Annotated in this window: 26 protein-coding genes and 5 tRNA genes; 15 read left to right on the top strand and 16 right to left on the bottom strand. The window is 57.0% G+C overall.

Features of this window, described 5'->3' with window-relative positions:
- Positions 1 to 84: 84 nt before the first annotated feature.
- The 11 genes from nei to EKL29_RS00105 all read right to left on the bottom strand — a co-directional run bounded on the left by nei (position 85) and on the right by EKL29_RS00105 (position 9290).
- On the bottom strand, positions 85 to 873 hold the full coding sequence (gene nei / locus EKL29_RS00155; protein ID WP_126688555.1) for an endonuclease VIII: 789 nt from the start codon (positions 871 to 873) through the stop codon (positions 85 to 87).
- Positions 874 to 883: 10 nt separating this feature from the next.
- Complete coding sequence (gene pcp / locus EKL29_RS00150; protein ID WP_120451460.1) at positions 884 to 1531, bottom strand: pyroglutamyl-peptidase I; 648 nt, start codon at positions 1529 to 1531, stop codon at positions 884 to 886.
- Positions 1532 to 1538: 7 nt separating this feature from the next.
- Positions 1539 to 2555, bottom strand: a complete 1017-nt coding sequence (locus EKL29_RS00145) for a DUF979 domain-containing protein (protein ID WP_120451458.1) — start codon at positions 2553 to 2555, stop codon at positions 1539 to 1541.
- Entirely contained in the window at positions 2555 to 3283 is a 729-nt protein-coding gene (locus tag EKL29_RS00140) for a DUF969 domain-containing protein (protein ID WP_120451456.1), read from the bottom strand. The genes EKL29_RS00145 and EKL29_RS00140 overlap by 1 nt, the downstream gene beginning before the upstream one ends.
- 53 nt (positions 3284 to 3336) lie before the next feature.
- The gene (gene pxpA, locus EKL29_RS00135) at positions 3337 to 4074 is read right to left on the bottom strand and encodes a 5-oxoprolinase subunit PxpA (RefSeq protein WP_126688554.1); all 738 of its coding nucleotides are present in this window, start codon (positions 4072 to 4074) and stop codon (positions 3337 to 3339) included.
- A complete protein-coding gene (gene pxpC / locus EKL29_RS00130) occupies positions 4064 to 4996 on the bottom strand; it encodes a 5-oxoprolinase subunit PxpC (protein WP_120451452.1) in 933 nt (310 codons plus the stop codon). The genes pxpA and pxpC overlap by 11 nt, the downstream gene beginning before the upstream one ends.
- Positions 4990 to 5646 (bottom strand): 5-oxoprolinase subunit PxpB, encoded by a 657-nt coding sequence (gene pxpB / locus EKL29_RS00125; RefSeq protein ID WP_120451450.1) that lies wholly within the window; start codon positions 5644 to 5646, stop codon positions 4990 to 4992. The genes pxpC and pxpB overlap by 7 nt, the downstream gene beginning before the upstream one ends.
- A 136-nt stretch (positions 5647 to 5782) precedes the next feature.
- Complete coding sequence (locus tag EKL29_RS00120) at positions 5783 to 6526, bottom strand: type 2 GTP cyclohydrolase I (protein WP_120451448.1); 744 nt, start codon at positions 6524 to 6526, stop codon at positions 5783 to 5785.
- 16 nt (positions 6527 to 6542) lie between these two features.
- The gene (gene phrB / locus EKL29_RS00115; RefSeq protein WP_126688553.1) at positions 6543 to 7970 is read right to left on the bottom strand and encodes a deoxyribodipyrimidine photo-lyase; all 1428 of its coding nucleotides are present in this window, start codon (positions 7968 to 7970) and stop codon (positions 6543 to 6545) included.
- Position 7971: 1 nt separating this feature from the next.
- On the bottom strand, positions 7972 to 8928 hold the full coding sequence (locus EKL29_RS00110) for a 2-thiouracil desulfurase family protein (protein ID WP_120451444.1): 957 nt from the start codon (positions 8926 to 8928) through the stop codon (positions 7972 to 7974).
- A 161-nt stretch (positions 8929 to 9089) separates the two neighbouring features.
- Complete coding sequence (locus EKL29_RS00105; RefSeq protein WP_120451442.1) at positions 9090 to 9290, bottom strand: YbfA family protein; 201 nt, start codon at positions 9288 to 9290, stop codon at positions 9090 to 9092.
- A 233-nt stretch (positions 9291 to 9523) separates the two neighbouring features.
- On the opposite strand from EKL29_RS00105, the gene kdpE reads away from it, so the two are divergent.
- Entirely contained in the window at positions 9524 to 10198 is a 675-nt protein-coding gene (gene kdpE, locus EKL29_RS00100; RefSeq protein ID WP_120451441.1) for a two-component system response regulator KdpE, read from the top strand.
- Between the two features lie 117 nt (positions 10199 to 10315).
- Here kdpE and pgm read toward each other — a convergent pair whose 3' ends face one another.
- Together pgm and seqA are read right to left on the bottom strand one after the other, a co-directional pair.
- On the bottom strand, positions 10316 to 11956 hold the full coding sequence (gene pgm, locus EKL29_RS00095) for a phosphoglucomutase (alpha-D-glucose-1,6-bisphosphate-dependent) (RefSeq protein WP_120451439.1): 1641 nt from the start codon (positions 11954 to 11956) through the stop codon (positions 10316 to 10318).
- Between the two features lie 25 nt (positions 11957 to 11981).
- On the bottom strand, positions 11982 to 12533 hold the full coding sequence (gene seqA, locus EKL29_RS00090; RefSeq protein WP_126688552.1) for a replication initiation negative regulator SeqA: 552 nt from the start codon (positions 12531 to 12533) through the stop codon (positions 11982 to 11984).
- Positions 12534 to 12783: 250 nt separating this feature from the next.
- Between seqA and ybfF the strand changes: the two genes are divergently transcribed.
- The 4 genes from ybfF (at position 12784) to fur (ending at position 15442) form a co-directional block, all read left to right on the top strand.
- Entirely contained in the window at positions 12784 to 13548 is a 765-nt protein-coding gene (ybfF, locus tag EKL29_RS00085; RefSeq protein ID WP_126688551.1) for an esterase, read from the top strand.
- A gap of 154 nt (positions 13549 to 13702) precedes the next feature.
- Positions 13703 to 13978, top strand: coding sequence for a LexA regulated protein (gene ybfE / locus EKL29_RS00080; RefSeq protein ID WP_120451434.1), 276 nt, complete (start codon positions 13703 to 13705; stop codon positions 13976 to 13978).
- 135 nt (positions 13979 to 14113) lie between these two features.
- A complete protein-coding gene (gene fldA / locus EKL29_RS00075; RefSeq protein WP_081136329.1) occupies positions 14114 to 14644 on the top strand; it encodes a flavodoxin FldA in 531 nt (176 codons plus the stop codon).
- A 354-nt stretch (positions 14645 to 14998) separates the two neighbouring features.
- Entirely contained in the window at positions 14999 to 15442 is a 444-nt protein-coding gene (fur, locus tag EKL29_RS00070) for a ferric iron uptake transcriptional regulator (RefSeq protein WP_120451433.1), read from the top strand.
- Between the two features lie 57 nt (positions 15443 to 15499).
- Here the strand turns inward: fur and EKL29_RS00065 are convergent, their stop codons facing one another.
- The 3 genes from EKL29_RS00065 to nagE form a co-directional block, all read right to left on the bottom strand.
- Positions 15500 to 15895, bottom strand: coding sequence for a hypothetical protein (locus EKL29_RS00065; protein WP_120451431.1), 396 nt, complete (start codon positions 15893 to 15895; stop codon positions 15500 to 15502).
- Between the two features lie 237 nt (positions 15896 to 16132).
- The gene (glnS, locus tag EKL29_RS00060) at positions 16133 to 17800 is read right to left on the bottom strand and encodes a glutamine--tRNA ligase (RefSeq protein ID WP_120451429.1); all 1668 of its coding nucleotides are present in this window, start codon (positions 17798 to 17800) and stop codon (positions 16133 to 16135) included.
- A gap of 163 nt (positions 17801 to 17963) precedes the next feature.
- Positions 17964 to 19994: an N-acetylglucosamine-specific PTS transporter subunit IIBC gene (gene nagE / locus EKL29_RS00055; RefSeq protein WP_126688550.1), complete on the bottom strand. Its 2031-nt coding sequence runs from the start codon at positions 19992 to 19994 to the stop codon at positions 17964 to 17966.
- A gap of 331 nt (positions 19995 to 20325) precedes the next feature.
- Between nagE and nagB the strand changes: the two genes are divergently transcribed.
- The 10 genes from nagB to EKL29_RS00005 all read left to right on the top strand — a co-directional run bounded on the left by nagB (position 20326) and on the right by EKL29_RS00005 (position 26995).
- Positions 20326 to 21126: a glucosamine-6-phosphate deaminase gene (gene nagB, locus EKL29_RS00050; RefSeq protein ID WP_120451426.1), complete on the top strand. Its 801-nt coding sequence runs from the start codon at positions 20326 to 20328 to the stop codon at positions 21124 to 21126.
- 57 nt (positions 21127 to 21183) lie between these two features.
- Positions 21184 to 22332 (top strand): N-acetylglucosamine-6-phosphate deacetylase, encoded by a 1149-nt coding sequence (gene nagA / locus EKL29_RS00045; RefSeq protein ID WP_120451424.1) that lies wholly within the window; start codon positions 21184 to 21186, stop codon positions 22330 to 22332.
- Between the two features lie 7 nt (positions 22333 to 22339).
- Positions 22340 to 23560 (top strand): N-acetylglucosamine repressor, encoded by a 1221-nt coding sequence (locus tag EKL29_RS00040; RefSeq protein WP_120451422.1) that lies wholly within the window; start codon positions 22340 to 22342, stop codon positions 23558 to 23560.
- A gap of 20 nt (positions 23561 to 23580) precedes the next feature.
- Entirely contained in the window at positions 23581 to 24333 is a 753-nt protein-coding gene (locus EKL29_RS00035) for an HAD-IIA family hydrolase (protein ID WP_120451421.1), read from the top strand.
- A gap of 298 nt (positions 24334 to 24631) precedes the next feature.
- Positions 24632 to 26299: an asparagine synthase B gene (gene asnB, locus EKL29_RS00030; protein WP_120451419.1), complete on the top strand. Its 1668-nt coding sequence runs from the start codon at positions 24632 to 24634 to the stop codon at positions 26297 to 26299.
- Positions 26300 to 26514: 215 nt separating this feature from the next.
- Positions 26515 to 26591, top strand: a tRNA-Met gene (locus EKL29_RS00025).
- A gap of 10 nt (positions 26592 to 26601) precedes the next feature.
- A tRNA-Leu gene (locus EKL29_RS00020) sits at positions 26602 to 26686 on the top strand.
- Between the two features lie 21 nt (positions 26687 to 26707).
- A tRNA-Gln gene (locus EKL29_RS00015) sits at positions 26708 to 26782 on the top strand.
- Between the two features lie 34 nt (positions 26783 to 26816).
- Positions 26817 to 26891 (top strand) — tRNA-Gln (locus EKL29_RS00010).
- A 27-nt stretch (positions 26892 to 26918) separates the two neighbouring features.
- Positions 26919 to 26995: transfer RNA gene (locus tag EKL29_RS00005), tRNA-Met, on the top strand.

The raw sequence follows: 26995 nt of genomic DNA, 5'->3' as shown, positions 1-26995 counted from the left end.
TTCCCTGCCGCGGGACGCTTTGCTCTTCGAGCCCAGTCACCCGCTTCCCGAACTATCGCGTCACCTGTACTGCTCATTTTTCGCTTAGTGCTGGCAGCCGGGACACCAGTAAAAAGGCCGCGAAGAGAGCGTCCCCTTCTGAATAATCTCACCGCAGCGACGACATATCTTCCCCTGACGATGGAACACTTCAAAGCGAAACGCCGCGCCGTGATGGTACTTCTTCATTGTGCCGCGCATACGGTAAGAGTGACGCGGTATCGCCAGCAGCGCCTCGCTGAGCGTATCAAGCTGCTCATCCGTTAGCGCCTGCGCGCGATGCTGCGCCAGCAGACCCGCCTGCCAGAGGATCTCCACCCGCAGATAGTTGCCCAGACCCGCCAAAAACGCCTGATCGAGCAGCAGCCCGCTAAACTGACGACGGCGAAAGCGCGGCGACAATAGCCTTTCACGCACCGTCGCCACATCAAGCTGCGGATCGAGCACATCTGGCCCGACGCGATTCAGAAACGGATGCGCCGCCAGCGATTCGGCGTTAAGCAGTTCAATATCGGAAGCGCTGTAAAGCAGAATGGCGCGATCGGCGACCGCCAGGCGCACGCGCAGCTGGCGTTTCGTTTCCGGCACCTTGTCACTCTCTACCACGCGCCAGACGCCATACAGCTGGTTATGGCTGTAAAGCGTCAGGCCGTTGGAAAAGTGCGTCAGTAGCGCTTTGCCGCGCGTCTCGATGGCGTTGACCTGCTCGCCCAGCAGCGCAGGTTCGTAAGTCTTGAGTTCGGGAAAGGCAAACCAGACCTCCGTCAATGGCTTGCCGACAATCGCTTCCTCTAGCTGATCCGCCGCGCGGCGGATCTCCGGTCCTTCTGGCATGCTTGTCCTCTTAGTGCGTTGCGCCGCCGGCGACTTTCAGGTCCGTTTCCGTCTCCAGCGAGACACGAATAGCGATCTCCAGCGCCTGCATAACGTTATCCCGCGCCATGCTGGGCGCACCTGGATGCTGCGCCGCCTGCTCCGGCAGGTAGGGAATATGCACAAAGCCGCCGCGCACGCGGTTGCCCTCGGTATGCAGCCGGTGCAGCAGACCGTACATCACACGATTGCAGGTAAAGGTCCCGGCAGTTTGCGAAACCGACGCGGGAATGGCCGCCTCGCGCAACGCCGCGACAATCGCCTTAATCGGCAGCGTGGAAAAATAGCCTGCCGGTCCGTCTGCCACAATCGGCTCGTCCACCGGCTGCTGCCCTGCGTTATCGGGAATACGCGCATCATCGACGTTAATGCCGATGCGCTCCAGGGTAATATCGCTGCGGCCGCCCGCCTGTCCGACCGACAGGATCAAATCGGGCTGTACCTCATCCATCGCGGCGTAAAGCACCCCCAGCACGTCGCTGAAGACGACCGGCAGCTGGCGCGCCACGATGCGCGCGCCGCCGAGCGTTTTGCCGTCAAGCGCACGTACCGCCTCCCAGGAAGGGTTAAGACTTTCGCCGCCGAAAGGTTCAAATGCCGTCACCAATACAGTCTTCATATGGACCTCATCGGAACATTAAGAAATAGAGCAGGAACACGTTAACGATTAACAGTAGCACACCGGTCGGCACCTGAGCCTTGATCACCGCATTGCGATCCGGCAGCTCCAGCAGCGCGGCGGGCACGATATTGAAGTTGGCCGCCATCGGCGTCATCAGCGTACCGCAGTAGCCCGAGAACATGCCGATCGCCGCCATAACGGCGGGATCGCCGTGGTGCTGCAGCACCAGAATGGGAATGCCGACGCCAGCGGTAATAATGGGGAAAGCGGCAAAAGCGTTGCCCATAACCATGGTCAGCAGCGCCATGCCAACGGTATAGACCGTCACGGCGACGAAGCGGTTATCGACGGCCAGGTAGCTCTCCGTCAGATGCGAAATCGCGCTGCCAACGCCTGCGCTGGTAAACAGCAGACCAAGCGTGGCAAGGATTTGCGGCAGGATAAAGGCCCAGCCGATCGCATCCAGCAGGCGTCGCGTCTCCTGCATCGACTGTACCGGCTTCTCATGCGTCATCTTCAGCGCAATCAGCCAGCCGAGCAGGCAGCCAGTCATCATGGAGAAGAGCGTTACCAGCGTCGAATGGTTGCCTGCGCCGAACACCGCCTCCTGCAGGCCGGGAATATGGTTAAAGGCCAGCACGCCGACCACCGTCACGACCGGGATCGCCAGCGCGGGCAGAAACAGCTTATTGCCGAGACGGCGAGCGCTTGCCTGCTTCTCCTCGTCGCTGCGCTGATGGTAACGTCCGAGCCGCACACCGCCGCAGCCGGCGATCAGCGCCATCGCGACCACCAGTACGCCAACCAGAATGTGCAGATAGCGTGTGCCCAGCTCCGGCGTGCCGGCCAGCGCGCTCATCATCTGCGTGGTCCAGTCGCCGACCAGAAAAATCAAGCCATATAGCGCCCAGAACAGCCCGGTCGTCAGACGGCGCGGGTTATGGGTGTCGCGCCAGGAGAGCAGCGCGACCACCAGCAGAATAAGTCCCGCCAGCCACATCAGATATTGTTGTTGAAACATCAGCGGCCTCCTTTCGCTTTCAGCGCTTCGTTGTTCAGCACGCGCAGCTCGCGCGCCAGCCTGCGATCGAGGCGCACCAGGCGCGTCGAGTGGATAAGAAAGGCGGCCACGGCGGTAGGAATGCCCCAGACCGCGATATGCAGCGGTTCGGTCTGAATATTGGCTGACTCCAGCATAAAGTTGTGCATAAAAATAATCGCGCCGAAGGCAACGAAAATATCTTCGCCGAAGAACAGCCCGACGTTATCTGTCGCTGCCGACATGGCGCGCAGGCGATGCCGCACCTCGGGTGAAATCTCGCCGTAACGGCTTTCGGTCGCGCCTTCGGCCATCGGCGCGAGCAGCGGACGCACCATCTGCGGATGACCGCCGAGGCTGGTCAGGCCGAGTGCCGCCGTAATCTCACGCACAAAGAGATAGACGATCAGCAAACGCCCGGCGGTGGCGGTTTTAATTTGCGCAATCCAGGTCTGCGCGCGCTCTTTCAGGCCGTGTCGCTCCAGCAGGCCGATAACCGCCAGCGGCAGCAGCAGGATCAGCGGCAGGTTGCGCGTATTCAGAAAGCCCGCACCCAGTTTTTCCAGAATATCGCTCAGCGGCATCAGCGCGGCAAAGCCGGTGACGAAGCCGGCGACAATCACCACCAGTACCGGATTGAAGCGCAGCAAAAAGCCGATCACGATGGCTGCGATACCCAGCAGCGGCCAGAGGTTTATCACGTTATCCATGTTGACCCTTATGTTGAAAAACCCGGCTGCGAGGCCGGGCAAAGTATGAAAAATCAGGCGCTGGTGACGGCGATCCCCTCGGCAGCGAAGCGATCGCGCAGACGCTGCGCAAACAATAAGGCGTGCGCGCCGTCGCCGTGCAGACAAACGGTTTGCGCATTAACGGCGATCAACTCGCCGCTGATGCTTTCTACTTTTCCCTCTTTAACCATCGACAGCGTTTGCTGGATAGCGCGCTCTTCCTCTTCGATCATCGCGCCCGGCTGGCTGCGCGGCACCAGCGCGCCGCTGCTGAGATAGCCGCGGTCGGCGAACACCTCTTCGCGCGTGCGCAGACCGTGATGCACCGCGGCGCGCACGGATTCGCTGCCCGCCAGCCCAACCAGGATCAGGCGTGCGTCGACCGCTTTTACCGCGCGGGCGATGGCATCCGCCAGCGCCGGGTCGGCTGCAGCCTGGTTATAGAGCATCCCGTGCGGCTTAACGTGCATCAGCGTCTCCCCTTCACTTTCCGCCAGGCTTTTCAACGCGCCGATTTGATAAATCATCTGCGCGTAGACCGTTTCCGGCGGGAGCTGCATTGCCGTGCGGCCGAAGTTCTCCCGATCCGGGAAGCTCGGATGCGCGCCAATCGCGACGCCAAACGCTTTCGCCCAGCGCACCGACTGCAGCATGGTTTCAGCATCGCCAGCATGAAAGCCGCAGGCGATATTGGCCGAACTGACCAGCTGTAGCAGCGCGCGATCGCTGCCGCTGCCTTCACCGAGATCGGCATTCAGATCAATTTTCATCAGCAAGTCCCCATGCCATATGGTCGAGCGCGCGCTGCTGATGCATGCGTGCCTGCATGGCGACCGGCAGCGAACACTGGATAAAGTGAATCGGCTCGCCCAGACGGATCTGCGCCAGCTGATAGAGATCGGCGTCGATAACGCAGGCGATGCGCGGATAGCCGCCGGTGGTCTGCGCATCGGCCATCAGCACGATCGGCTGCCCGTTTGGCGGCACCTGCACCACGCCAGGCACCAGCCCGTGCGACAGCAGCTCGCGCGAGGTTTCGCGCTTCAGTTCCGGTCCCTGCAGGCGATAGCCCATGCGGTTGCTCTGCGGGCTGAGCATCCAGGGCGTACGCCAGAAGGCCATCTGCGCCTCGCGGCTGAATTCATTATATTCCGGCCCCGGCAGCGCGCGGATGCGGTTACTCCACAGCAGCTGGCGGACGCCTGCTTTACGGGTGAAGAGCTGCGTCGGCTTGCCGAGCGGCAGCCGGTCGCCATCTTCCAGCTTGCGCCCCTGCCAGCCGCCAAAGCCCGCTTTGAGATCGGTACTGACGGAGCCGAGCATCGGCTCGACGTCGAAGCCGCCGTGGATTGCCAGATAGCTGCGCATGCCGTGCAGCGGCATAGAGAGCGTCAGCACCTGCCCTTTTTTCACCGGCAGCCGCCAGCCGGTCCAGACCGGCTTATCGTCCAGTTCGGCGTTGCAGGCCGCGCCGGTCAGGGCGAACCAGCCGTCACGCATAAATTCCGCTTTAAACTGGCCTAATACGATCTCCAGCACCGCGCTGTCTGGAGCATTGCCGACCAGCAAATTCGCGGTGCGCATTGCAGGCAAATCGAGTACGCCACCGACGCTGATGCCGGACTGACGCCAGCCGGTGCGGCCACTGTCCTGTAAGGTGGTGGCCAGTCCTGCGCGCAATATCCTTAACATATGCCCTCCTTTTGCGGCACAAAGCGCACGCTGTCGCCGGGCCGCAGCAGCGTCGGCGGCTGCTGCTGCGGGTTAAACAGCGCAACGGGCGTCTGCCCCAGCAGCTGCCAGCCGCCGGGCGTCGCGAGCGGATAGATGCCGGTCTGGCTGCCGCCAATGCCTACCGAACCGGCCGGAACGCTCAGGCGCGGCTCAGCGCGACGCGGGGTGTGGAGACGGCTGTCGAGGCCGCCAAGATAGGGGAATCCCGGCTGAAAACCGATAAAATAGACCATGTAGTCGATGCTGCTGTGCAGCTCTACTACCTGCTTTGGCGTCAGGCCGGCGTGATCGGCGACTACCTGCAGATCCGGCCCGGCTTCGTTGCCGTATATCACCGGAATTTCCACCAGCCGCGACGTCGCCTCCAGCGCCTCGCTCTCTTCCCACCAGCGCTGCAGATGTTCAATAGCGTCCAGCGCGCTCTGCTGCGGGTCGCGCAGCAGCAGCGTAATGTTGTTCATGCCTGGAATAACTTCCGCCACCTGCTCATGCTGTTGCAGATGCTGCGTCAACCCCCAAATGCGCTGCTGGCTTTGCAGCGATACCGGTGGTTCAAGCTCCAGCACCACCGCCTGTTCACCAAGCAGATAACATCGTGCTCGTTGCAAATCCCACCTCCACTTTTCCGCTACGCTATCCGCGCGGCGGCTGACGATTATCAGAATAAAGCGAATAGTTATGCGAAAGTGTCAGAACGGTGTCAACAGATTTGCGCCCGAAAGCGGGCGCATAACAGGAGAAAAATCAGGCGGGATTGGGAATATCGATGAAGGTAACCTCAAGGCCGTGCTGTTCGGCCAGCCATTCACCCAGCGCTTTGATGCCACCGCGCTCGGTAGCGTGGTGACCGGCGGCGAAGAAATGGATCCCCTGTTCGCGGGCGCTGTGAATCGTCTGCTCGGAGACCTCGCCGGTAATATAGGCATCCACGCCGAAGGCGGCTGCGCTGTCTATAAAGCCCTGCCCGCCGCCGCTGCACCAGGCGACGCGGCGGATCTGCGCCGGAGCGTTATCGCCGCAGTGCAGCGGCGCGCGTCCCAGTCTCTCTTCGATGCGCTGCGCCAGCGCCTCGCCGCTCAGCGGCGTCGCCAGCTCGCCCCAGAAAACCAGCGGCTGCACTTCGCCTTTTACCTCGATATCCAGCAGCTTCGCCAGCTGAGCGTTGTTGCCCAGCGTCGGGTGCGCGTCGAGCGGCAGATGCCAGCCGTAAAGATTAATGTCGTTCGCCAGCAGCGCGCGCAGACGGTTGCGCTTCATACCTTTGATGACCGCTGGCTCGCTTTTCCAGAAGTAACCGTGATGCACCAGAATCGCATCGGCGTTGCGCGCCACGGCTTCATCCACCAGCGCCTGACAGGCAGTAACACCGGTAATCAGGGTTTTTACGTCTGTTCGTCCCTCAACCTGCAGTCCGTTAGGCGCGTAGTCGCTAAAGGCGCCGCTGTTTAGCTGCTGGTTGACGATATTTTCAAGTTCATAGTGATTCATAACGGCTCCGGCCGCCTCAGGCTGCGTTTTTCGCGCGCACAAAGGCGTCTAATGTCTTTTTACGTGCCTGCTTATGTTCCACGATTGGCGAGGGATAATCGAGCCTCTTGTGGTTTTTCTCTGCCCAGCGCTGCGGCTGATGGATATCGCTGTCCGGCACCTCTTTCAGCTCCGGCAGCCACTGACGGATAAAAGCGCCCTGACTGTCGAAGCGCTCGCCCTGCGTCGTCGGGTTAAAAATGCGGAAGTACGGCACGGGATCGGTTCCCGTTGACGCCGCCCACTGCCAGCCGCCGTTATTCGCCGCCAGATCGCCGTCAATCAGGTTTTGCATGAAATAACGCTCCCCTTCATGCCAGTCGATCAGCAGATCTTTAACCAGGAAGCTGGCGGTTATCATACGCAGCCGGTTGTGCATCCACCCCAGCGCTTTCATCTGCCGCATCGCCGCGTCGACGATGGGATACCCGGTTTTGCCTGTTTTCCACGCGGTGAAGTGCTCCTCGTTGCGCTGCCAGTCAACATGCCGCGTCCATTCAACAAAGGGCTGATGCCTGCAAAGCGCAGGAAAAGCCACCATCAGATGGCGATAAAACTCGCGCCAGATAAGCTCATTAAGCCAGGTAAAGAGCCTGCTCTCCTCCAGCGCGCGCGGATGCTCTTTCAACACGCGATGCAGGCACTGGCGCGGCGACAGCACGCCGGTAGCGAGATAGACCGACAGGCGGCTGGTGCCATCCACCGACGGCGTGTCGCGCGCCACGCAGTAATCGGTTATCGGCTGTCGGGCAAAATGGCGCAGACGCTGCAGCGCCGCGTTTTCCCCCGGCGGGAAACGCTCGCGATCGTACTCTTCCATGGGGTAGTCAAAGCGCTCCGCGGCCTTTATTACCTTCACGGCGCCGCCGCTACGCGGTTTCGGCGCGCTGACGCACGCCGGCAGGGCAAGCTGCAGACGGCGCACGAAGGCTTTACTGAAGGGGGTATAGACTTTGTACATCTTGCCGTCGCCGGTCTGGACGCTGCCCGGCGCCAGCATAACGCTGTCATCAAATCCCTGGCATACCACGCCCGCCCGATCGAGTCGCTTTTCCGCCTCGGCATCGCGCTTACGCTCGTTCAGCTCATACTGATAATTGTAAAACAGCGCATCGACGCGGTGACGCTCGCAACAGGCGACCAGCAGGTCAACCGACGCGGCAAAATCGTCGCACGCTTGCGTCAGCAGCTCAATGCCGCGATCGGCCAGCGCCTGTTGCAGCTCCAGCAGGCTGTCATAGATAAAAGCTGCCTGCTTCGGCGCCATGTCATGCTGACGCCACTGCTGTGGCGTTGCAATAAAGAGCGCGATCACCTTCGCATCGGCGTCGCGGCAGGCGGCGTTCAGCGCCAGATTGTCATTTATGCGTAAGTCATTACGCAGCCAGACCAGATGCGTGCGCATATTACTGGCCGTAACGCAGGCGCAGCGCCTCCGGGTAGGGATCGAAATAGCGCTGCTGCGTCAGCCAGGGATGCGGATACTGCGACATATAGTGTTTCAGCATGGTGATAGGCGCCAGCAGCGGCTGAACGCCGCAGCGGTAGCGATCAATCAGCTCTGCCAGTTCCTGACGCTGCGGCGAGCTAAGCTGTCGACGGAAATAGCCCTGCGCATGCATCAGCACGTTGGTATGGTTGCGACGCGTCGCAGGCTGCGACAGCAACGCCATCATGCGGTTACGGTATTCAAAGGCGAAAGCCTCCAGCGAATCCCACTGGCTCATCGAGGCGACAAACGGGCCAAGCTCACGATATTTTTCCTGTGAATGCGCCAGCATCAGCAGCTTGTAGCGGCTGTGGAAAGCGATAAGCTGCGCGCGCGTCAGACCCCGCTTACACATCTGATTGAATTCGTGCAGTGCGCAGATGCGCCCAACGAAGTTTTCGCGCAGCGCCGGATCGTGCAGACGGCCATCCTCTTCGACAGGCAGCCAGGGCATTTCCGCCGTTAGCCTCTCAGCAAAGAGCCCCATGCCCGCTTTACGATTGTTGTTGGTGTCAGGTTCATAGACGCGCACGCGTTCCATGCCGCAGCTGGGTGATTTTGCGCACAGAATATAGCCGCACAGATGATGCAGGGATGTTACCCGTTCGGCTGACCAGTCGCGCATCTGCTGGGTCAGCTCTTCGCCGCCCTCTTTACTGAAGCAGAGATGGATCTCTTCATCGCTCTGTTTCACCAGCCGCAGGGCCGGGCGCGGCGTCGGCAAGCCTATCGCCATTTCGGGGCAAATCGGTTCGAAACGTACAAAAGGCGCAAGCTCGTTGACGGCGAACGCCAGACGTTTATGACCGCCGTCAAAACGGACTTGTTCTCCCAGCAGGCAGGCACTGATACCCAGCGGAATTTTTACGCTCATACTTGTACAACCTCCGAAATCTTGTAGAGGTTTAAGTGTAGCTGAAAATAGAACGAATAACAGCCTCATCCCAGGGATGGAGAGGGTTTTCTCTGTGACGGGGCTTCAGAAACAACAAAGCCCGATAGCATGATCGGGCTCTGTTTCGCTACGCCAGCGCATTACCAGAAAACGCCGCCTGCGGCTTCCGTTTGCGCCAGCCAGACCGGCTTGGCGCTGGTTTTGCACCACATACGATGCAGATAGCTGTAGAAGCGCGCCCGGTCCTGACGAAACAACATCACCGGCAGCGCCGTTACGCCCAGCAGGATAACCAGCGCACGACGCAAGAAAATTTTATAGAAGGGATATTTCTGGTACATCGTTGGCCTCCTTTGAAGCAGCGGCTGAAATGTGATCTTGCTCAGATATTACGCTGCCCTGTGTAATTTTACTACTCATCCGACCACTATTTTTGGCTTTAAAGACTCAGTTTCAGATAATAGTGAAAGTAAGTTACAAAATGGTTAATCTTCTGATCGCTTTATGATCAATACGCAGCCTGTGGTTTTGCTGATAAAGTAGCGACAGGTTTTCAGGCAGGGAGCAGCGCCGCGTGGCCACCGTATTAATTGTTGAAGATGAAAAAGAGATCCGGCGTTTTGTTCGCCTCGCGCTGGAAGGAGAAGCGCTCAAAGTCGTTGATGCCGATACGCTGCAGCGCGGCCTGATTGAAGCAGCCACGCGCAAGCCCGATCTGGTGATCCTCGATTTAGGTCTGCCTGACGGCGACGGGCGCGATTTTATTCGCGATCTGCGTCAGTGGAGCGCCGTACCGGTCATTGTGCTGTCGGCACGCGTCGATGAGCAGGATAAAATAGATGCGCTGGACGTCGGCGCGGATGATTATCTGACGAAGCCCTTCGGCATTGGCGAGCTGCTGGCGAGGGTGCGCGTGGCGCTGCGCCGCCATCCGGGGCAGCAGCCGGAGCCGGTGATTCGCTTTAGCGATGTCAGCGTAGACCTGGCCGCGCGCCGCGTACTGCGCGCCGGGCAGGAAATTCACCTGACGCCGATTGAATTTCGCCTGCTGGGCATTTTGCTGAACAATATCGGGAAAGTGCTGACGCAGCGCCAGTTGCTGAGTCAGGTCTGGGGGCCGAATGCGGTTGAGCACAGCCACTATCTGCGCATCTATATGGCGCACTTGCGGCAAAAGCTGGAGGCCGATCCAACGCAGCCAAAACATTTGCTGACTGAAACCGGCATCGGCTACCGCTTTATGCCATAAAAAAGCGCCCAGAGGGCGCTGATATAAGCAGGTAATGTGAAAGGTGGGCGAGCGGACCATGAAATCCGCCTGGCGCCCTGGCCTGTTGCTCCAGAGTGCCTCAGCCCACCTCTTCTGTCAGGCGTTTTTCAGCACTTCGCTAACAATCTCTACCGCTTCTTTCTCGATCTGCGCGCGATGTTCCGCACCCAGGAAGCTCTCGCAGTAAATCTTGTAAGCGTCTTCGGTGCCTGACGGACGCGCGGCGAACCAGCCGTTTTCCGTCATCACTTTCAGACCGCCGATAGACGCGCCATTGCCCGGCGCTGCCGTCAGACGCGCGGTAATGGGATCGCCCGCCAGCGTATCGGCGCTGACCATCTCCGGTGACAGCTTAGAGAGAGCCGCTTTCTGGGCAGAGGTCGCAGGCGCCTGCAAACGGTTGTAGCTCGGCGCGCCGAAGCGAGCAGCCAGCTCGTCATAGTGCTGCTGTGGGTTCTTGCCGGTAACCGCGGTAATCTCCGCCGCCAGCAGGCAAAGAATGATGCCGTCTTTATCGGTTGACCAGGCAGAGCCGTCGAAGCGCAGGAAAGACGCGCCTGCGCTCTCTTCGCCGCCGAAACCGAGGCTGCCGTCGAACAGGCCGTCAACGAACCACTTAAAGCCCACCGGCACTTCCACCAGCTTACGGCCAATATCGTTAACCACGCGGTCGATCATTGCGCTGGAGACCAGCGTTTTGCCTACGGCGACCTCTTTGCCCCACTGCGGACGATGCTGGAACAGATAATTGATAGCAACGGCCAGATAGTGGTTCGGGTTCATCAGGCCTGACGGCGTCACGATGCCGTGACGGTCATAGTCAGGGTCGTTGCCGAACGCCAGATCGAACTTGTCCTTATACGCCAGCAGTCCCGCCATGGCGCACTCGGAAGAGCAGTCCATACGTACCACGCCATCTTTATCCAGATGCATAAAGCGGAAGGTCTGGTCGATTGCGTCGTTCACGATGGTGAGATCGAGTTTGTAATGCTCAGCGATGCGCTTCCAGTACTCCATGCCGGAGCCGCCCAGCGGATCAACGCCCAGCTTCAGACCCGCTTTCTGAATAGCGGCAAAGTCGATCACCTGCGCCAGCCCTTCAACATAGGGCTGAATCAGATCTTTCTCGACGATACGGCCGCTCGCCCACGCCTGATCCAGCGGCAGTCGTTTTACTTCTTGCAAGCCTGCTTTGATCAGCTGGTTAGCGCGATCCTCCACCACTTTCGTGACGTTGGTGTCGGCCGGGCCGCCATTCGGCGGATTGTATTTAATGCCGCCATCTTCCGGCGGGTTGTGCGACGGCGTAATGACGATGCCGTCCGCCTGCGCGCCGCCCTGCTTGTTGTGCTCAAGGATAGCGTTAGAGATAGCGGGCGTCGGGGTATAGCCATTGTCCTGCTGCACAATGACGTCTACGCCGTTAGCGGCCAGCACTTCCAGCACCGACAGAATCGCTGGCTCAGAGAGCGCGTGCGTATCTTTACCGACATAGCAGGGACCGGTGATGCCGTTTTTCTTGCGCTCTTCGGCTATCGCCTGGGCGATCGCCAGAATATGCTGCTCGTTAAAGCTCTGACGGCCTGCGCTACCACGATGCCCGGAGGTGCCGAATTTCACCGCATGGTCCGGGTTCGCCACGTCGGGCTGCAGGACATAATACTGTGATGTTAACTGTGCAACGTTAATCAAATCGCTCTGCTGGGCGGGTTGCCCGGCACGGGGGTGACTGGCCATTGGCGCTTCTCCCTGACGCTTCAGTTTAAATGGTGCCGCAAACTTTCTCTGCCAGCTCCTGCGGGAACTGCATCGAGACCATGATGTGTTCCACCATGCTGCGTTTACGGCCGGTATTGGTATTGGTGATCACCCAGTACGGCGTGCCGGGTACGTGCTTCGGCTTAGTATGGGTGCCATTTTGCAACAGCGTTTGCTCGTCACCCGCAAAATAAACGCGAGTACGGCCCTGCAGCGATGCAGTAGCCTCAGCAAAAGCCGAAGGATCAAGACGATAGAGCGTTGACAAAATCATCATAAAACGATTAACCGCTTTCTTCTGTTCGGCGTATTCGTCCGACAGCAGCAGTTCACGTACGGCGCGTACCCGATCCTGCGGACGGTTTTCCGCACGCACCGGCTGAATCGTTTTTTGCGCCGTATCGCCCGCCGCTAACGGCGCTGCCGCCGCAGGCGCGCTTTGACCGGCAGTAAATTTTAGCATCCGCCGTAAAATGTCAGAGGCGCTCTCGCCGATATGTTGCGTGTGGCTGGCGATATAGCGGTAGAGGTCTTCGTCAACTTCGATCGTTTTCATCTTTTTCCGTACGGTTTTGACTCGTGACAGAACCACGCCAGCCTGAAAAACACCGCTGCAAAGCTCGGTTGTTCGCTGGACGGGCGGGTTCTAACATAAGGATTATAAAGTTAAAACCAGGCGGGCTGATAGCATTCGCACGCTCAGAGGGCAAAAGTCGGAATATGCCCTAAAGCCTGTCGTGTCGTCGCGCCTGGAAAGGTAAAAGCATGATAACCTAACCCAAGGTCCCCATCGTAAGAACTTTGCCATGATTTTAAATGCTCGTCTGCAAACTGACCAATCAATCGCTGACTCCTTACCCATCCTCTTCATTCACGGCCTGTTCGGCAGCCTGGATAACCTTGGCGTGCTGGCGCGCGGCCTGAAAGACGCAGGGCCGCTGATTCAGGTGGATGTACGCAACCACGGCCTCTCGCCGCGCGCCGAAGAGATGAGCTATCGCGCCATGGCGCAGGATATGTTCGAGACGCTGGACGCGCACCATATCGATCGCGTCGCCGTTATCGGCCACTCGATGGGCGGTAAAATTGCCATGGCGATGAGCGCGCTGGCGCCGCAGCGGCTGGAGAAGCTGGTGCTGATCGATATCGCGCCGGTGGATTACCAGACACGACGCCACGACGAAATTTTCGCTGCCGTCCGCGCAGTGAGCGACGCAGGCGTGCGCCTGCGCAGTGAGGCCGCGCAGGTGATGCGCACTCATATTAAAGAGGACGGCGTTATCCAGTTCCTTCTTAAATCGTTTCAGGATGGCGAGTGGCGCTTCAACGTTCCGGCGCTATGGGATAATTACGCTACAATAACTGGCTGGGAAGAGGTGCCGGCCTGGCCCCATCCCGCGCTCTTTATTCGCGGCGGCGACTCGCCCTATCTCGACAATCACTACCGCGACGCGCTGCTGCGTCAGTTTCCGGCGGCCCATGCGCACGTGATCAGCGGCGCTGGCCACTGGGTGCACGCCGAGAAGCCTGATGCCGTATTGCGCAGCGTTCGTCGCTTTTTTGCGCTTTAAAAGCAAAAGCTTGCCGTTCGCGGTTTAGCATTGGCGTCATCTCTTCGGCTGGAGTATGATGGCGCGCTAAATTTTGCCGCTGCTCATTTTTTGTCGCGGCAATGGCCCATTTCGTTATAAACGCGCCTGTTCGCGCCTTCAGTTTTACTAAGCCATGGCAAAAGAACACACTGACCGCACCACGCTGGATCTGTTTGCAAACGAGCGTCGGCCCGGTCGACCGAAAACCAGTCCGCTATCGCGTGATGAACAGCTGCGCATCAATAAGCGCAATCAACTGAAACGTGACAAAGTGCGCGGGCTGCGCCGTGTCGAACTCAAAATGACCAGCGAAGCCGTGGATGCGTTGAATACGCTGGCTGAGCAGCGCAACATCAGCCGCAGCGAACTGATTGAACAAATGCTGCTGGCGCAACTCAAACTGGACTGAATCGCGCAAAGCGCACGCAGAAGCAAATCGCGCGGCTTTTCAAGTTCCGCCCGTTTGCTCGCTCTGCTATCATTCGCTTAATTGTGCGCTCTGCGCATGCATCTCATTATCAGGATTTAAGAGGTTATTTACCCCATGGCAATCGTAGGCATCTTCTTTGGCAGCGATACCGGCAACACCGAAAACATTGCAAAAATGATCCAGAAACAACTGGGCAAAGACGTTGCGGAAGTGCATGACATTGCCAAGAGTACTAAAGAAGATCTGGAAGCGTTCGACATTCTGCTGCTGGGCATTCCAACCTGGTACTACGGCGAAGCGCAGTGCGACTGGGATGATTTCTTCCCGACGCTGGAAGAGATCGATTTTAACGGCAAGCTGGTAGCGCTTTTCGGCTGCGGCGATCAGGAAGACTACGCAGAATATTTCTGCGACGCGATGGGCACCATTCGCGATATCATCGAGCCGAACGGCGCGGTGATCGTGGGTCACTGGCCGACCGAAGGTTATCACTTTGAAGCCTCTAAAGGTCTGGCGGACGACAAACACTTCCTCGGTCTGGCCATTGATGAAGATCGTCAGCCGGAACTCACCAGCCAGCGTGTCGACGCCTGGGTTAAACAGATCTATGACGAACTGCAGCTGCAGGCGATCATCGAAGCCTGATTACCCACATACTCAATGTGGGCGCTGGCTCACATTGAGTTAATGTTTTTTCCTATAGAAATAATAGCTACAGCTTTTTAACTTTTATCTCCGATTCTGTACAATACCCACATCGGTTATCTGCTTATTTCTCCCGCGAGGTCATGAAGTTAGCGAAATGATAACGAACCTCCTGTATTTCTCCGCCCGGTGCCGTTACGTATCTTCTTACAGCCCGTGTTGATCTCAGGCGTTTCCCTCGGTTTTCATTTCAATACTTCACCTCTATAATGAGACGCAAATGAGAACAGACACCGAACGACATTCAAGGCAAGGCGCCTCAAGTAACCAGCAAAGTAACAGGACAATATCCGCATGACTGACAACAACACCGCATTAAAGAAGGCTGGCCTGAAAGTCACGCTGCCCAGACTTAAAATTCTGGAAGTGCTTCAGGAACCTCAGTGCCATCACGTCAGCGCGGAAGATCTTTATAAACGCCTGATCGATATGGGCGAAGAGATTGGTCTGGCTACCGTTTATCGTGTACTTAACCAGTTTGACGATGCGGGCATTGTGACGCGTCACAACTTTGAAGGCGGGAAATCGGTTTTCGAACTGACCCAGCAGCAGCATCACGATCATCTGATCTGCCTCGACTGTGGCAAAGTGATCGAGTTCAGCGATGAGTCGATCGAAGCGCGCCAGCGGGATATCGCAACTCGCCACGGCATCAAGCTGACTAACCACAGTCTTTATCTCTACGGTCACTGTGCGCTGGGCGATTGCCGCGAAGACGAAACGCTCCACGACCAGTAAAAATGTGCTATGCAGTCATTCTAAAAGCCGGTATGTCTACCGGCTTTTTTATGGGCGTCAGGCAACCAGCGTTTCGTGCAGGTAGCGCCAGCGGGGAACGGACGTGCTGCAGTCCAGAATCGCCAGCGAGATGCGCGTCTGATCGCTGCCGTTCATCATTTGCAGTTCACGGTACTGAATGGTGATTTCATCTTTTTGCTGAGAGATGACGGCGTGCTCGCTGGTCGCGATGCGCATTCCTTCTCGTCGTCCCTGCAGCTGGCGGAACAGCTCTTCGGTCTGGTTCAGATCGAGCAGCCTGCCCTGCGGCGTCACCATGCGGAAATCGGGATGGAAATGCGACAGCAGCAGATGGAAAGTGTCATCCCCACCTGAAGGCTGGTTAAATATACGTTCGATTAACTGATGTAAAACCACCACGCTGTGTTTTGCTTCCTGACCAAGAGCCGTCATCATTTTTCCTTCTTATTGCCCGCATAGCCTCTTTTAAGAGCGAATAGCCTACCTGAAAAAACGAAATTCACAGCTGGAAACTGATTAATTTTTGTTAACTCAGATAACTCCCAGCGCGGCCTGACAAGAGTTGATTATTTACAACAGCACAAAAAAACGTCTAAGTGCAGATTGCAGTCATAAAAAAGGGCGATTGCTCGCCCTTTAATGATTTTATGATGACGTTGATTTAAAAATCTAATCGCCGATTTTCGCCCAGGTATCACGCAGACCCACGGTGCGGTTAAACACCAGCTGGTTTGGACGTGAGTAGCGGCTGTCGGCGCAGAAATAGCCTTCGCGCTCAAACTGATAAGGCGCTTCCGGGCTGGCATTCTGCAGGCCCGGCTCGACGAATCCCTGACGGATCTCTAAAGAGTTCGGATTGATGGTCGTCAGGAAATCCTCTTCCGCGCCTGGATTCGGCACGCTGAACAGGCGATCGTAGAGTCGGAATTCCGCTGGCAGCGCGTGATCCGCAGAGACCCAGTGGATTACTCCTTTCACCTTGCGGCCATCAGCCGGATCTTTGCTTAAGGTATCGACGTCGCAGGTGCAGTAGATGCAGGTGATATTGCCTTCTTCATCTTTAGCAACGCGTTCGGCGCGGATCACATAAGCATTGCGCAGGCGAACTTCTTTGCCCAGCACCAGGCGCTTGTACTGCTTGTTGGCTTCTTCGCGGAAGTCAGCGCGGTCGATCCAGACCTCACGGCCAAAAGGCACATCGCGAGTGCCCATTTCGGGCTTGTTCGGATGGTTCGGCATAGTGATGATTTCATTATGCCCAGCCGGCAGGTTTTCAATCACCACTTTCAGCGGATCGAGCACCGCCATAGCGCGCGGCGCGTTTTCGTTCAAATCGTCGCGAATGCAGGACTCCAGCGACGCCATCTCCACCACGTTGTCCTGTTTGGTTACGCCAATACGGCGGCAGAACTCACGGATCGAAGCGGCAGTGTAGCCGCGACGGCGCAGACCAGACACGGTCAGCATGCGCGGATCGTCCCAGCCTTCTACCACGTTCTCGCTGACCAGCTGCGTCAGCTTACGTTTCGACATCACCGCATATTCGAGGTTAAGGCGGGAGAACTCATACTGGCGCGGATGCACCGGAATAGAGATGTTGTCCAGCACCCAGTCATACAGACGGCGGTTATCCTGGAACTCCAGCGTACAGAGCGAATGGGTGATATTTTCCAGCGCATCGGAGATGCAGTGGGTAAAGTCGTACATCGGATAGATGCACCACTTTTTGCCGGTCTGATGATGCTCGGCAAACTTAATGCGGTAGAGCACCGGATCGCGCATTACGATAAAGCTGGAGGCCATATCGATTTTGGCGCGCAGGCAGGCTTTGCCCTCGGCAAACTCGCCGTTGCGCATTTTTTCGAACAGCGCCAGGTTCTCTTCTACGCTGCGATCGCGGTATGGGCTGTTTTTACCCGGCGCGGTCAGGGTGCCGCGATATTCGCGGATCTCTTCCGGCGTCAGTTCGTCAACATAGGCCAGGCCTTTATTGATCAGTTCAACCGCGTAGTGATAAAGCTGATCGAAGTAATCAGAGGAATAGCGAACCTCCCCACTCCACTCAAAGCCCAGCCACCGCACGTCGCGTTTGATGGATTCAACGAACTCCATATCTTCTTTAACCGGGTTGGTATCGTCGAAACGCAGGTTGCACTGACCCTGATAGTCCTGAGCGATGCCGAAGTTCAGGCAGATCGATTTTGCATGGCCAATATGCAGATAGCCATTAGGCTCAGGCGGGAAACGGGTATGCACGCTGTTGTGCTTGCCGCTCGCCAAATCTTCGTCAATGATCTGACGAATAAAGTTAGTTGGGCGGGCTTCAGCCTCACTCATCTCTCAATCCTCAATACGTATAGCGGGTGGTTTGTACCACGAAGTAACGGAGTATGATCCACAAAGCGCCGAAGGGAAACAACCGGTTTGTTAAGGCGATAAAACGAAAAAAGGCAGGAATTGCTTCCTGCCTGCTTTTTTTTACGTCGCCGCGGTTAAGGGCTTAGCCTTTTACCTCATAAAGCGGGGTTTCTCCGGCCACTACCGTGCCGGTCGCCAGCAGCGTCAGACCGACGAAATCCTCACTGTTGCTGACCACGACCGGACTGATCATCGAGCGCGCGTTGGCGTTCAGGAAATCGAGATCCATCTCCAGCACCGGCTGTCCCGCCGACACCATCGCGCCCTCTTCCACCAGCCGGGTAAAGCCTTTGCCACCCAGCGCCACGGTATCGAGGCCCATATGCACCACAATCTCCACGCCGCTGCTGGTTTCCAGACAGAAGGCATGATTGGTGTCGAAAATCTTCACTACCGTACCTGCGGCTGGCGCCACCACCACTTTACCCGTCGGTTTAATCGCCAGTCCCTCACCCACCGCCTTGCTGGCGAAGGCTTCGTCAGGCACAGCGTCAAGGGCGACAACGTTGCCGCTTACCGGCGCCAGCAGCGTCGCAATCACCTTACTGTCGCGATTCAACGCCGCCTGCGGTTTTACTACCGGTGCCGCAGCGGCGGTAGACGCGCCGCCCGCCGATGCGACTGGCCCTTTTGTCAGCACCTTTTTCATAGCGGTGGCGATGCTTTCCGCCTGGGTGCCGACAATAACCTGCACGCTCTGTTTGTTCAGGCGAATAACGCCTGACGCGCCCAGATGTTTGGCGACCGATTCATTCACCTGTGACGAGTCTTTCACGTTCAGACGCAGACGGGTGATGCAGGCGTCAATGCCGGTCAGGTTGTCGGAGCCGCCGACTGCGCCGATATAGCGACGCGCCAGCGATTCGGTTGCGCTCTCGCCGTTGTCAGTGTTGTCGACGTTGACGTCATAGCCGTCCGTTTCGTCGCCTGCTACCGCCAGCTCGCGGCCCGGCGTCATCAGGTTGAATTTCTGAATAGTGAAGCGGAACACCACATAGTAGAGCACAAAGAAGACGATACCCTGCGGGATCAGCATCCACCAGTGGGTCGCCAGCGGGTTGCGGCTCGACAGCACCATATCCACCAGACCGGCGCTAAAGCCGAAACCGGCAATCCAGTGCATGCTGGCGGCGATAAAGACAGAGATACCGGTCAGCACGGCGTGGATGACATAGAGCACCGGCGCCACGAACATAAAGGAGAACTCCAGCGGCTCGGTAATGCCGGTGAAGAAGGCCGCAAAGGCTGCGGCCAGCATAATGCCGCCTACTTTCGCGCGGTTTTCCGGACGCGCGCAGTGGTAGATCGCCAGCGCCGCGCCGGGCAGGCCGAACATCATAATCGGGAAGAAGCCCGCCTGATAGCGTCCCGTAATACCGACAATGCCGGTGCCGTTAGCGATAGACTGCGCGCCGCCGAGGAACTTAGGAATGTCGTTGATGCCTGCAACGTCGAACCAGAATACCGAGTTCAGCGCGTGATGCAGACCGACCGGGATAAGCAGACGGTTGAAGAAAGCGTAGACGCCCGCGCCGACGGAACCCAGCTTCTGGATATGTTCGCCGAAGCTCACCAGACCGTTAAAGATCAGCGGCCAGATGTACATCAGAATAAACGCCACGATAATCATCAGGAAAGAGACGAGGATTGGCACCAGTCGTCGACCGCTGAAGAAAGAGAGCGCTTTAGGCAGCTCCACATGGCTGAAGCGGTTATAGACCTCCGCCGACAGGATGCCCACCAGAATGCCGACAAACTGGTTATTGATTTTGCCGAACGCAGCAGGCACCTGATCGACCGGCATCTTCTGAATCATCGCCACCGCTGCGGGCGAGCAGAGCGTAGTCACGACCAGGAAACCGACGAAGCCGGTCAGCGCCGCCGCGCCGTCTTTATCTTTTGAGAGACCATACGCCACGCCGATAGCGAACAGCACTGACATATTTTCAATAATCGCCGCGCCTGACTTTATCAGCAGCGCGGCGAGCGCGTTGCTTGCGCCCCAGGCGTCCGGGTCGAGCCAGTAACCGACCCCCATCAATATTGCCGCCGCCGGCAGGGTCGCTACCGGCACCATCAGCGCGCGGCCAACCTTTTGTAAGTAACCTAACATTTGTCCTTTCCCCCTATGAGACCGACTTGTCGCCCTGCGCCGCTTGCTTTTTATTGTCAGCCGCAGGGGTTGAATGACACTACACTTCACGTGCGCAGTGTAATGACAAATTAATTCGTCTCGCAAATTATAAGCGTCTCTTCTGTGATAATTATCACCAAAAAGCACCGATAACCGCGTAGACGTCTGGCGAACGACCCTAACTTATTTTATGATAAAAAATATCAAGACGCAGTGACCGCATAACGAAACCGTCTTCCGCCTACAGCGTAATGATGACCGCAGCGGTTACTGCATCGTCCCCTTTTCTTTTCTCAGAATGAGGTGAAACATGCGACTTATCCCTTTGGCTACCCCTACGCAGGTCGGTAAGTGGGCAGCCCGTCATATCGTTAACCGTATCAATGCCTTTAACCCTACCGCAGACCGCCCCTTCGTTTTAGGTTTGCCGACGGGTGGTACACCGCTGGAAGCTTACAAGCATCTTATTGAGATGCACAAAGCGGGCCAGGTCAGCTTTAAGCATGTCGTCACCTTCAATATGGACGAATATGTCGGCCTGCCGAAAGAGCATCCGGAAAGCTATCACAGCTTTATGTACCGTAACTTTTTCGATCACGTTGATATTCAACCAGAAAATATCAATCTTCTGAATGGCAATGCGCCAGATATTGACGCAGAATGTCGTCAGTATGAAGAGAAGATTCGCGCACTGGGTAAAATCCACCTGTTTATGGGCGGCGTCGGCAATGATGGTCATATCGCCTTCAACGAACCCGCTTCTTCGCTGGCCTCACGCACCCGCATTAAAACGCTGACGCATGACACTCGTATGGCGAATTCGCGCTTCTTTAACGGCGATGTGGATCAGGTGCCAAAATATGCGCTGACCGTTGGCGTCGGCACGCTGCTGGATGCGGAAGAAGTGATGATTCTGGTGACCGGCCATGTTAAAGCGCAGGCGTTGCAGGCCGCTGTCGAAGGCAACGTCAATCATATGTGGACCATCAGCTGTCTGCAGCTGCATGCAAAATCGGTGGTGGTATGCGATGAACCCGCCACCATGGAACTGAAAGTGAAAACCGTCAAATATTTCCGCGAAATGGAAGCGGAAAATATGAAAGGCGTGTAAGACGATGTTGTAAATGCCCGCCGCCTCGCTCTGGCGGGCTCAGCCGGGAGAACCAAGATGTACGCATTAGTAAACGGCCGAATTTATACTGGTCATGAAATTCTGGATAACCACGCGGTGGTTATTGCCGATGGGCTGATCGAACGCGTCTGTCCACGCGATGCGCTGCCCGCTGATATTGCGCAGCGCGACGTTGCAGGCGCGCTGATCGCTCCCGGCTTTATTGATTTACAGCTTAACGGCTGCGGCGGCGTGCAGTTCAATGACGACATCGACGCGCTGAGCGTCGAGACGCTGGAAATCATGCAGCGCGCCAACGAAAAATCGGGCTGCACCAGCTTCCTGCCGACGCTTATCACCAGCAGCGACGAACTGATGAAGCGCGCCATCGACACCATGCGCGCTTACAAACGCAAATATCAGCATCAGGCGCTGGGCCTGCACCTGGAAGGTCCGTGGCTGAATAAGGCCAAGAAAGGCACGCATAATCCCGATTTGATTCGCCTGCCCGACCCGTCGCTGGTGCGTTATTTGTGCGACAACGCCGACGTTATCACCAAGGTGACGCTGGCACCGGAAAACGCTGGCGACGAGGTAATTCGTCAGCTGACGCAGGCGGGCATTATCGTCTCTGCGGGTCACTCCAACGCCACCTATGATGAAGCCAAAGCGGGTTTCCGCGCCGGCGTCACCTTTGCGACCCATCTCTATAACGCCATGCCCGCTTTCGCCGGTCGCGAGCCAGGCCTGATCGGCGCGCTGTTCGATGCGCCCGACGTTTATTGCGGCATCATTGCAGATGGGTTACACGTCCATTACGCTAACGTACGCAATGCCAAACGCATTAAGGGCGATAAGCTGGTGCTGGTTACTGACGCCACCGCGCCCGCAGGCGCTGAAATTGATAAATTCATTTTCGCTGGCAAAACAATATACTATCGCAATGGCCTGTGCGTGGACGAGAACGGAACGCTGAGCGGCTCCGCCATTACCATGATTGAATCAGTACGCAACGCCGTCGAACATGTCGGCATCGCACTGGATGAAGCGCTGCGTATGGCGACGCTCTACCCGGCACAGGCAATGGGCGTGGAAAAACAGCTGGGCACTGTCGAAGCGGGAAAAGTCGCAAACCTGACTGTTTTTACGCGTGATTTCAAAATCACTAAGACGTTTGTCAATGGAGACGACGTCCTGAGCGAGTAAGCACTGAATGACCACTGGCGGCCAGACACAAATAGGAAATGTCGATCTTGTCAAGCAACTCAACAGCGCAGCCGTTTACCGGCTAATCGATCAGCAAGGCCCTATTTCGCGCATTCAGATTGCCGAACTCAGTCAGCTTGCGCCCGCCAGCGTCACTAAAATTACCCGCCAGCTTATCGAGCGCGGCCTGATTAAAGAGGTGGATCAGCAGGCATCCACCGGCGGTCGCCGCGCCATTTCCATCGTTACCGAAACGCGAAATTTTCACGCTATCGGCGTCCGGCTCGGCCGCAATGACGCCACGCTGACGCTCTTCGACCTCAGCGGCAAGTCGCTGGCGCAGGAAGATTATGCGCTGCCGGAGCGAACGCAGGAAACGCTGGAGCACGCGCTATTTGCCGCTATCGACAGCTTTATTGCGACCCACCAGCGTAAGATCCGCGAACTGATCGCGATCTCGGTGATCCTGCCTGGCCTGGTCGATCCGATAAACGGCGTGATCCGCTATATGCCGCATATCACCGTCAGCCACTGGCCGCTGGTGGCCGGCTTGCAAAATCGCTTTAAAGTTACCAGCTTCGTCGGTCACGATATTCGCAGCCTGGCGCTGGCTGAGCACTACTTTGGTGCAAGCCGCGACTGCGCCGACTCGATTCTGGTGCGGCTGCATCGCGGCACCGGCGCGGGCATTATCGCTAACGGCCATATCTTTCTCGGCAGCAACGGCAACGTAGGCGAAATTGGCCATATTCAGGTCGATCCGCTCGGTGAACGCTGCCACTGCGGCAATTTCGGCTGTCTGGAAACCATCGCCGCGAACGGCGCGATTGAAAATCGCGTGCGTCATCTGCTCAGTCAGGGCTACCCTAGCGTTCTGACGCAGGATGCCTGCCAGATCGGGCAAATTTGCAAGGCTGCTAACCAGGGCGATGCGCTGGCCTGCGAAGTCATCGAATATGTCGGGCGTTACCTTGGCAAAGCGATCGCCATTGCGATTAACCTGTTCAACCCGCAAAAAGTGGTGCTGGCGGGTGAAATCACCGACGCAGAAAAAGTGCTGTTCCCGGCTATTGAAGGTTGTATTAATACGCAAGCGCTCAACGCCTTCCGCAAAAATTTGCCGGTGGTGCGTTCCGAGCTCGATCATCGTTCAGCGATAGGCGCTTTTGCTCTGGCAAAACGCGCCATGCTTAACGGCATTCTGCTGCAACATCTACTGGAAGAGTAAACGCGAACCGGACTGAACCTATGACGATAAAAAGCGTAATTTGCGATATTGACGGCGTGTTAATGCATGACAACACCGCCGTTCCCGGCGCGAAGGAATTTCTGCAGCGCATCCTGCAAAAAGAGATGCCGCTGGTGGTGCTGACCAACTATCCTTCGCAGACCGCGCAGGATCTGGCGAACCGCTTCGCCAACGCCGGCGTCGAGGTGCCTGATTCGGTGTTTTATACCTCGGCGATGGCGACCGCCGATTTCCTGCGCCGTCAGGAAGGCAAGAAAGCCTACGTGATTGGCGAAGGCGCGCTGATCCATGAACTCTACAAAGCGGGCTTCACCATCACCGACGTCAATCCCGATTTTGTTATCGTCGGCGAGACGCGCTCCTTCAACTGGGAGATGATGCATAAGGCGGCCTTTTTCGTCGCCAGCGGCGCACGCTTTATCGCCACCAATCCCGATACTCACGCGCGCGGCTTTGTGCCCGCCTGCGGCGCGCTCTGCGCCGGAATCGAAAAAATCTCTGGCCGTCGCCCTTTTTACGTCGGTAAACCCAGTCCGTACATTATGCGTGCCGCGCTGAATAAGATGCAGGCTCACTCCGAAGAGACAGTGATCGTCGGCGATAACCTGCGCACCGATATCCTGGCCGGATTTCAGGCGGGACTGGAGACCGTGCTGGTGCTCTCCGGCGTCTCGACGCTGAGCGATATCGACGCAATGCCCTTCCGTCCCGACTGGATTTACCCTTCTGTGGCCGATATCGACCTGTTTTAAATCTTCTCCCTGCGCCGCCTGCTGTCAGGAGGCGCTCAGCTCTCTCCTTTAAAAACCTTCTCTCTCTGCTTATTTTTTGCCCGGTTTTTGGCATCTATTGCCGATCTATCAATGAAAAGCGTGATTAATTAAAGATTATTCAAAGTTAATGCCTTGGCAACATTCTTTTTATCAGTAAAAAGCGAATATGCTTGCATTGGCCACATGAAATAGCGCATTTTCTTATACATCACGCAGCCGCTGGCTGCCGGACAAGGCAACGATAACATCGCCGACAGGCGAGCTCAGGAGTCAGAATATGTGTTCTATTTTTGGTGTGTTGGATCTGAAAAGCGATCCGGTTGAACTGCGTAAAAAAGCGCTGGAGAGTTCTCGTCTGATGCGTCACCGCGGGCCGGACTGGTCTGGCGTGTATGCCGACGATAAAGCGATCCTCGCGCATGAGCGTCTGTCCATCGTCGACGTCAACAACGGCGCCCAGCCGTTGTACAACGCCGATCGCACCCATGTTCTGGCGGTTAACGGCGAGATCTACAACCATCAGGCGCTGCGCGCCGAGCTGAGCGATCGCTACCAGTTCCAGACCGGCTCCGACTGCGAAGTTATTCTGGCGCTCTACCAGGAAAAAGGGGTCGATTTCCTTGACGAGCTGCAGGGCATGTTCGCGTTTATCCTGTGGGACAGCGAAAAGCAGCAGTATCTGATCGGCCGCGATCATATCGGCATCATCCCGCTCTATATGGGCAACGATGAACATGGCAACCTTTTTGTCGCCTCTGAAATGAAAGCGCTGGTGCCGGTGTGCCGTTCAATTAAAGAGTTCCCCCCGGGAAGCTATCTCTCCAGCACCGACGGCGAGATCCGTCGTTACTGGCAGCGTGACTGGATGGAGTACGCTGCGGTAGAACACAACACCACCGATGCCGCAGGCCTGAAGCATGCGCTGGAAGAGTCAGTGAAAAGCCACCTGATGTCAGACGTGCCTTACGGCGTACTGCTCTCCGGCGGCCTGGACTCTTCTATTATCTCTGCGGTGACCAAACGCTTTGCCGCGAAACGCGTCGAAGATCAGGACAAGAGCGACGCCTGGTGGCCGCAGCTGCACTCTTTCGCGGTCGGTCTGGAAGGATCGCCAGATCTGAAAGCGGCGAAAGCGGTGGCGGAACACCTGGGCACAGTGCACCACGAAATTCACTTTACCGTGCAGGAAGGGCTGGATGCGATTCGTGATGTGATCTATCACATTGAAACTTATGACGTTACCACCATTCGTGCCTCGACGCCTATGTACCTGATGTCGCGTAAAATCAAGGCGATGGGGATCAAGATGGTGCTCTCCGGTGAGGGCGCGGATGAAGTGTTCGGCGGCTATCTCTACTTCCATAAAGCGCCGAACGCCAAAGAGTTTCATGAAGAGAACGTGCGCAAACTGCTGGCGCTGCATATGTACGACTGTGCGCGCGCCAACAAAGCGATGTCCGCCTGGGGCGTGGAAGCGCGCGTGCCCTTCCTCGACAAAAAATTCCTCGACGTGGCGATGCGCATCAACCCGCAGGACAAGATGTGCGGCAGCAATGGCAAGATGGAGAAACACATCCTGCGCGAATGCTTCTCCTCTTATCTGCCGGAAAGCGTCGCCTGGCGTCAGAAAGAGCAGTTCTCTGACGGCGTGGGCTACAGCTGGATCGATACGCTGAAAGAGGTCGCGGCGAAGCAGATAAGCGATCAGCAGCTGGCGACCGCGCACTTCCGCTTCCCGTACAACACGCCGGCATCGAAAGAGGCTTACCTCTATCGCGAAATCTTTGAAGAGCTGTTCCCGCTGCCAAGCGCGGCGGAGTGTGTGCCTGGCGGTCCGTCGGTCGCCTGTTCCTCTGCGAAAGCGATTGAATGGGATGAAGCGTTCAAATCAATGGACGATCCTTCAGGCCGCGCGGTGGGTGTGCATCAGTCCGCTTATAAATAAGCAAAATAAGTGATAATAAAGGGGTCTTGCGGGACCCCTTTTATTTAGCTTTGATGCGGTTACGATCAAAATTTGCCGAATAATTCATCAGCCTGGTTACAAGCCAGACAAACAGGCGCGCGGAGGCGAAAAACGGCAAAAAATGTGTTGACGCTCCAGAGCTCAATACGCATAATGCGCCCCGCAACGCCGATGAAGGTAACGCGTAAAAAGATGGCTACGTAGCTCAGCTGGTTAGAGCACATCACTCATAATGATGGGGTCACAGGTTCAAATCCCGTCGTAGCCACCATCTTTTTTTTGCGGGAGTGGCGAAATTGGTAGACGCACCAGATTTAGGTTCTGGCGCCGCAAGGTGTGCGAGTTCAAGTCTCGCCTCCCGCACCATTTCAGTCTTCGGCAGCCGGATGGGGTATCGCCAAGCGGTAAGGCACCGGTTTTTGATACCGGCATTCCCTGGTTCGAATCCAGGTACCCCAGCCAATCCGATGCACTCTCGTGGATACGAGTCGACAGATGGGATATCGCCAAGCGGTAAGGCACCGGTTTTTGATACCGGCATTCCCTGGTTCGAATCCAGGTATCCCAGCCATCATCGGATGCAGTAAGCAGTACTTTTGGCTACGTAGCTCAGCTGGTTAGAGCACATCACTCATAATGATGGGGTCACAGGTTCAAATCCCGTCGTAGCCACCA

Origin of the sequence: Pantoea sp. YU22, assembly GCF_003970755.1 — a bacterium.
GTDB classification, from domain to species: Bacteria; Pseudomonadota; Gammaproteobacteria; order Enterobacterales; family Enterobacteriaceae; genus Pantoea; species Pantoea piersonii.
Note: the sequence above shows the minus strand (reverse complement) of the source record. Positions and strands in the feature narration are given on the sequence as shown.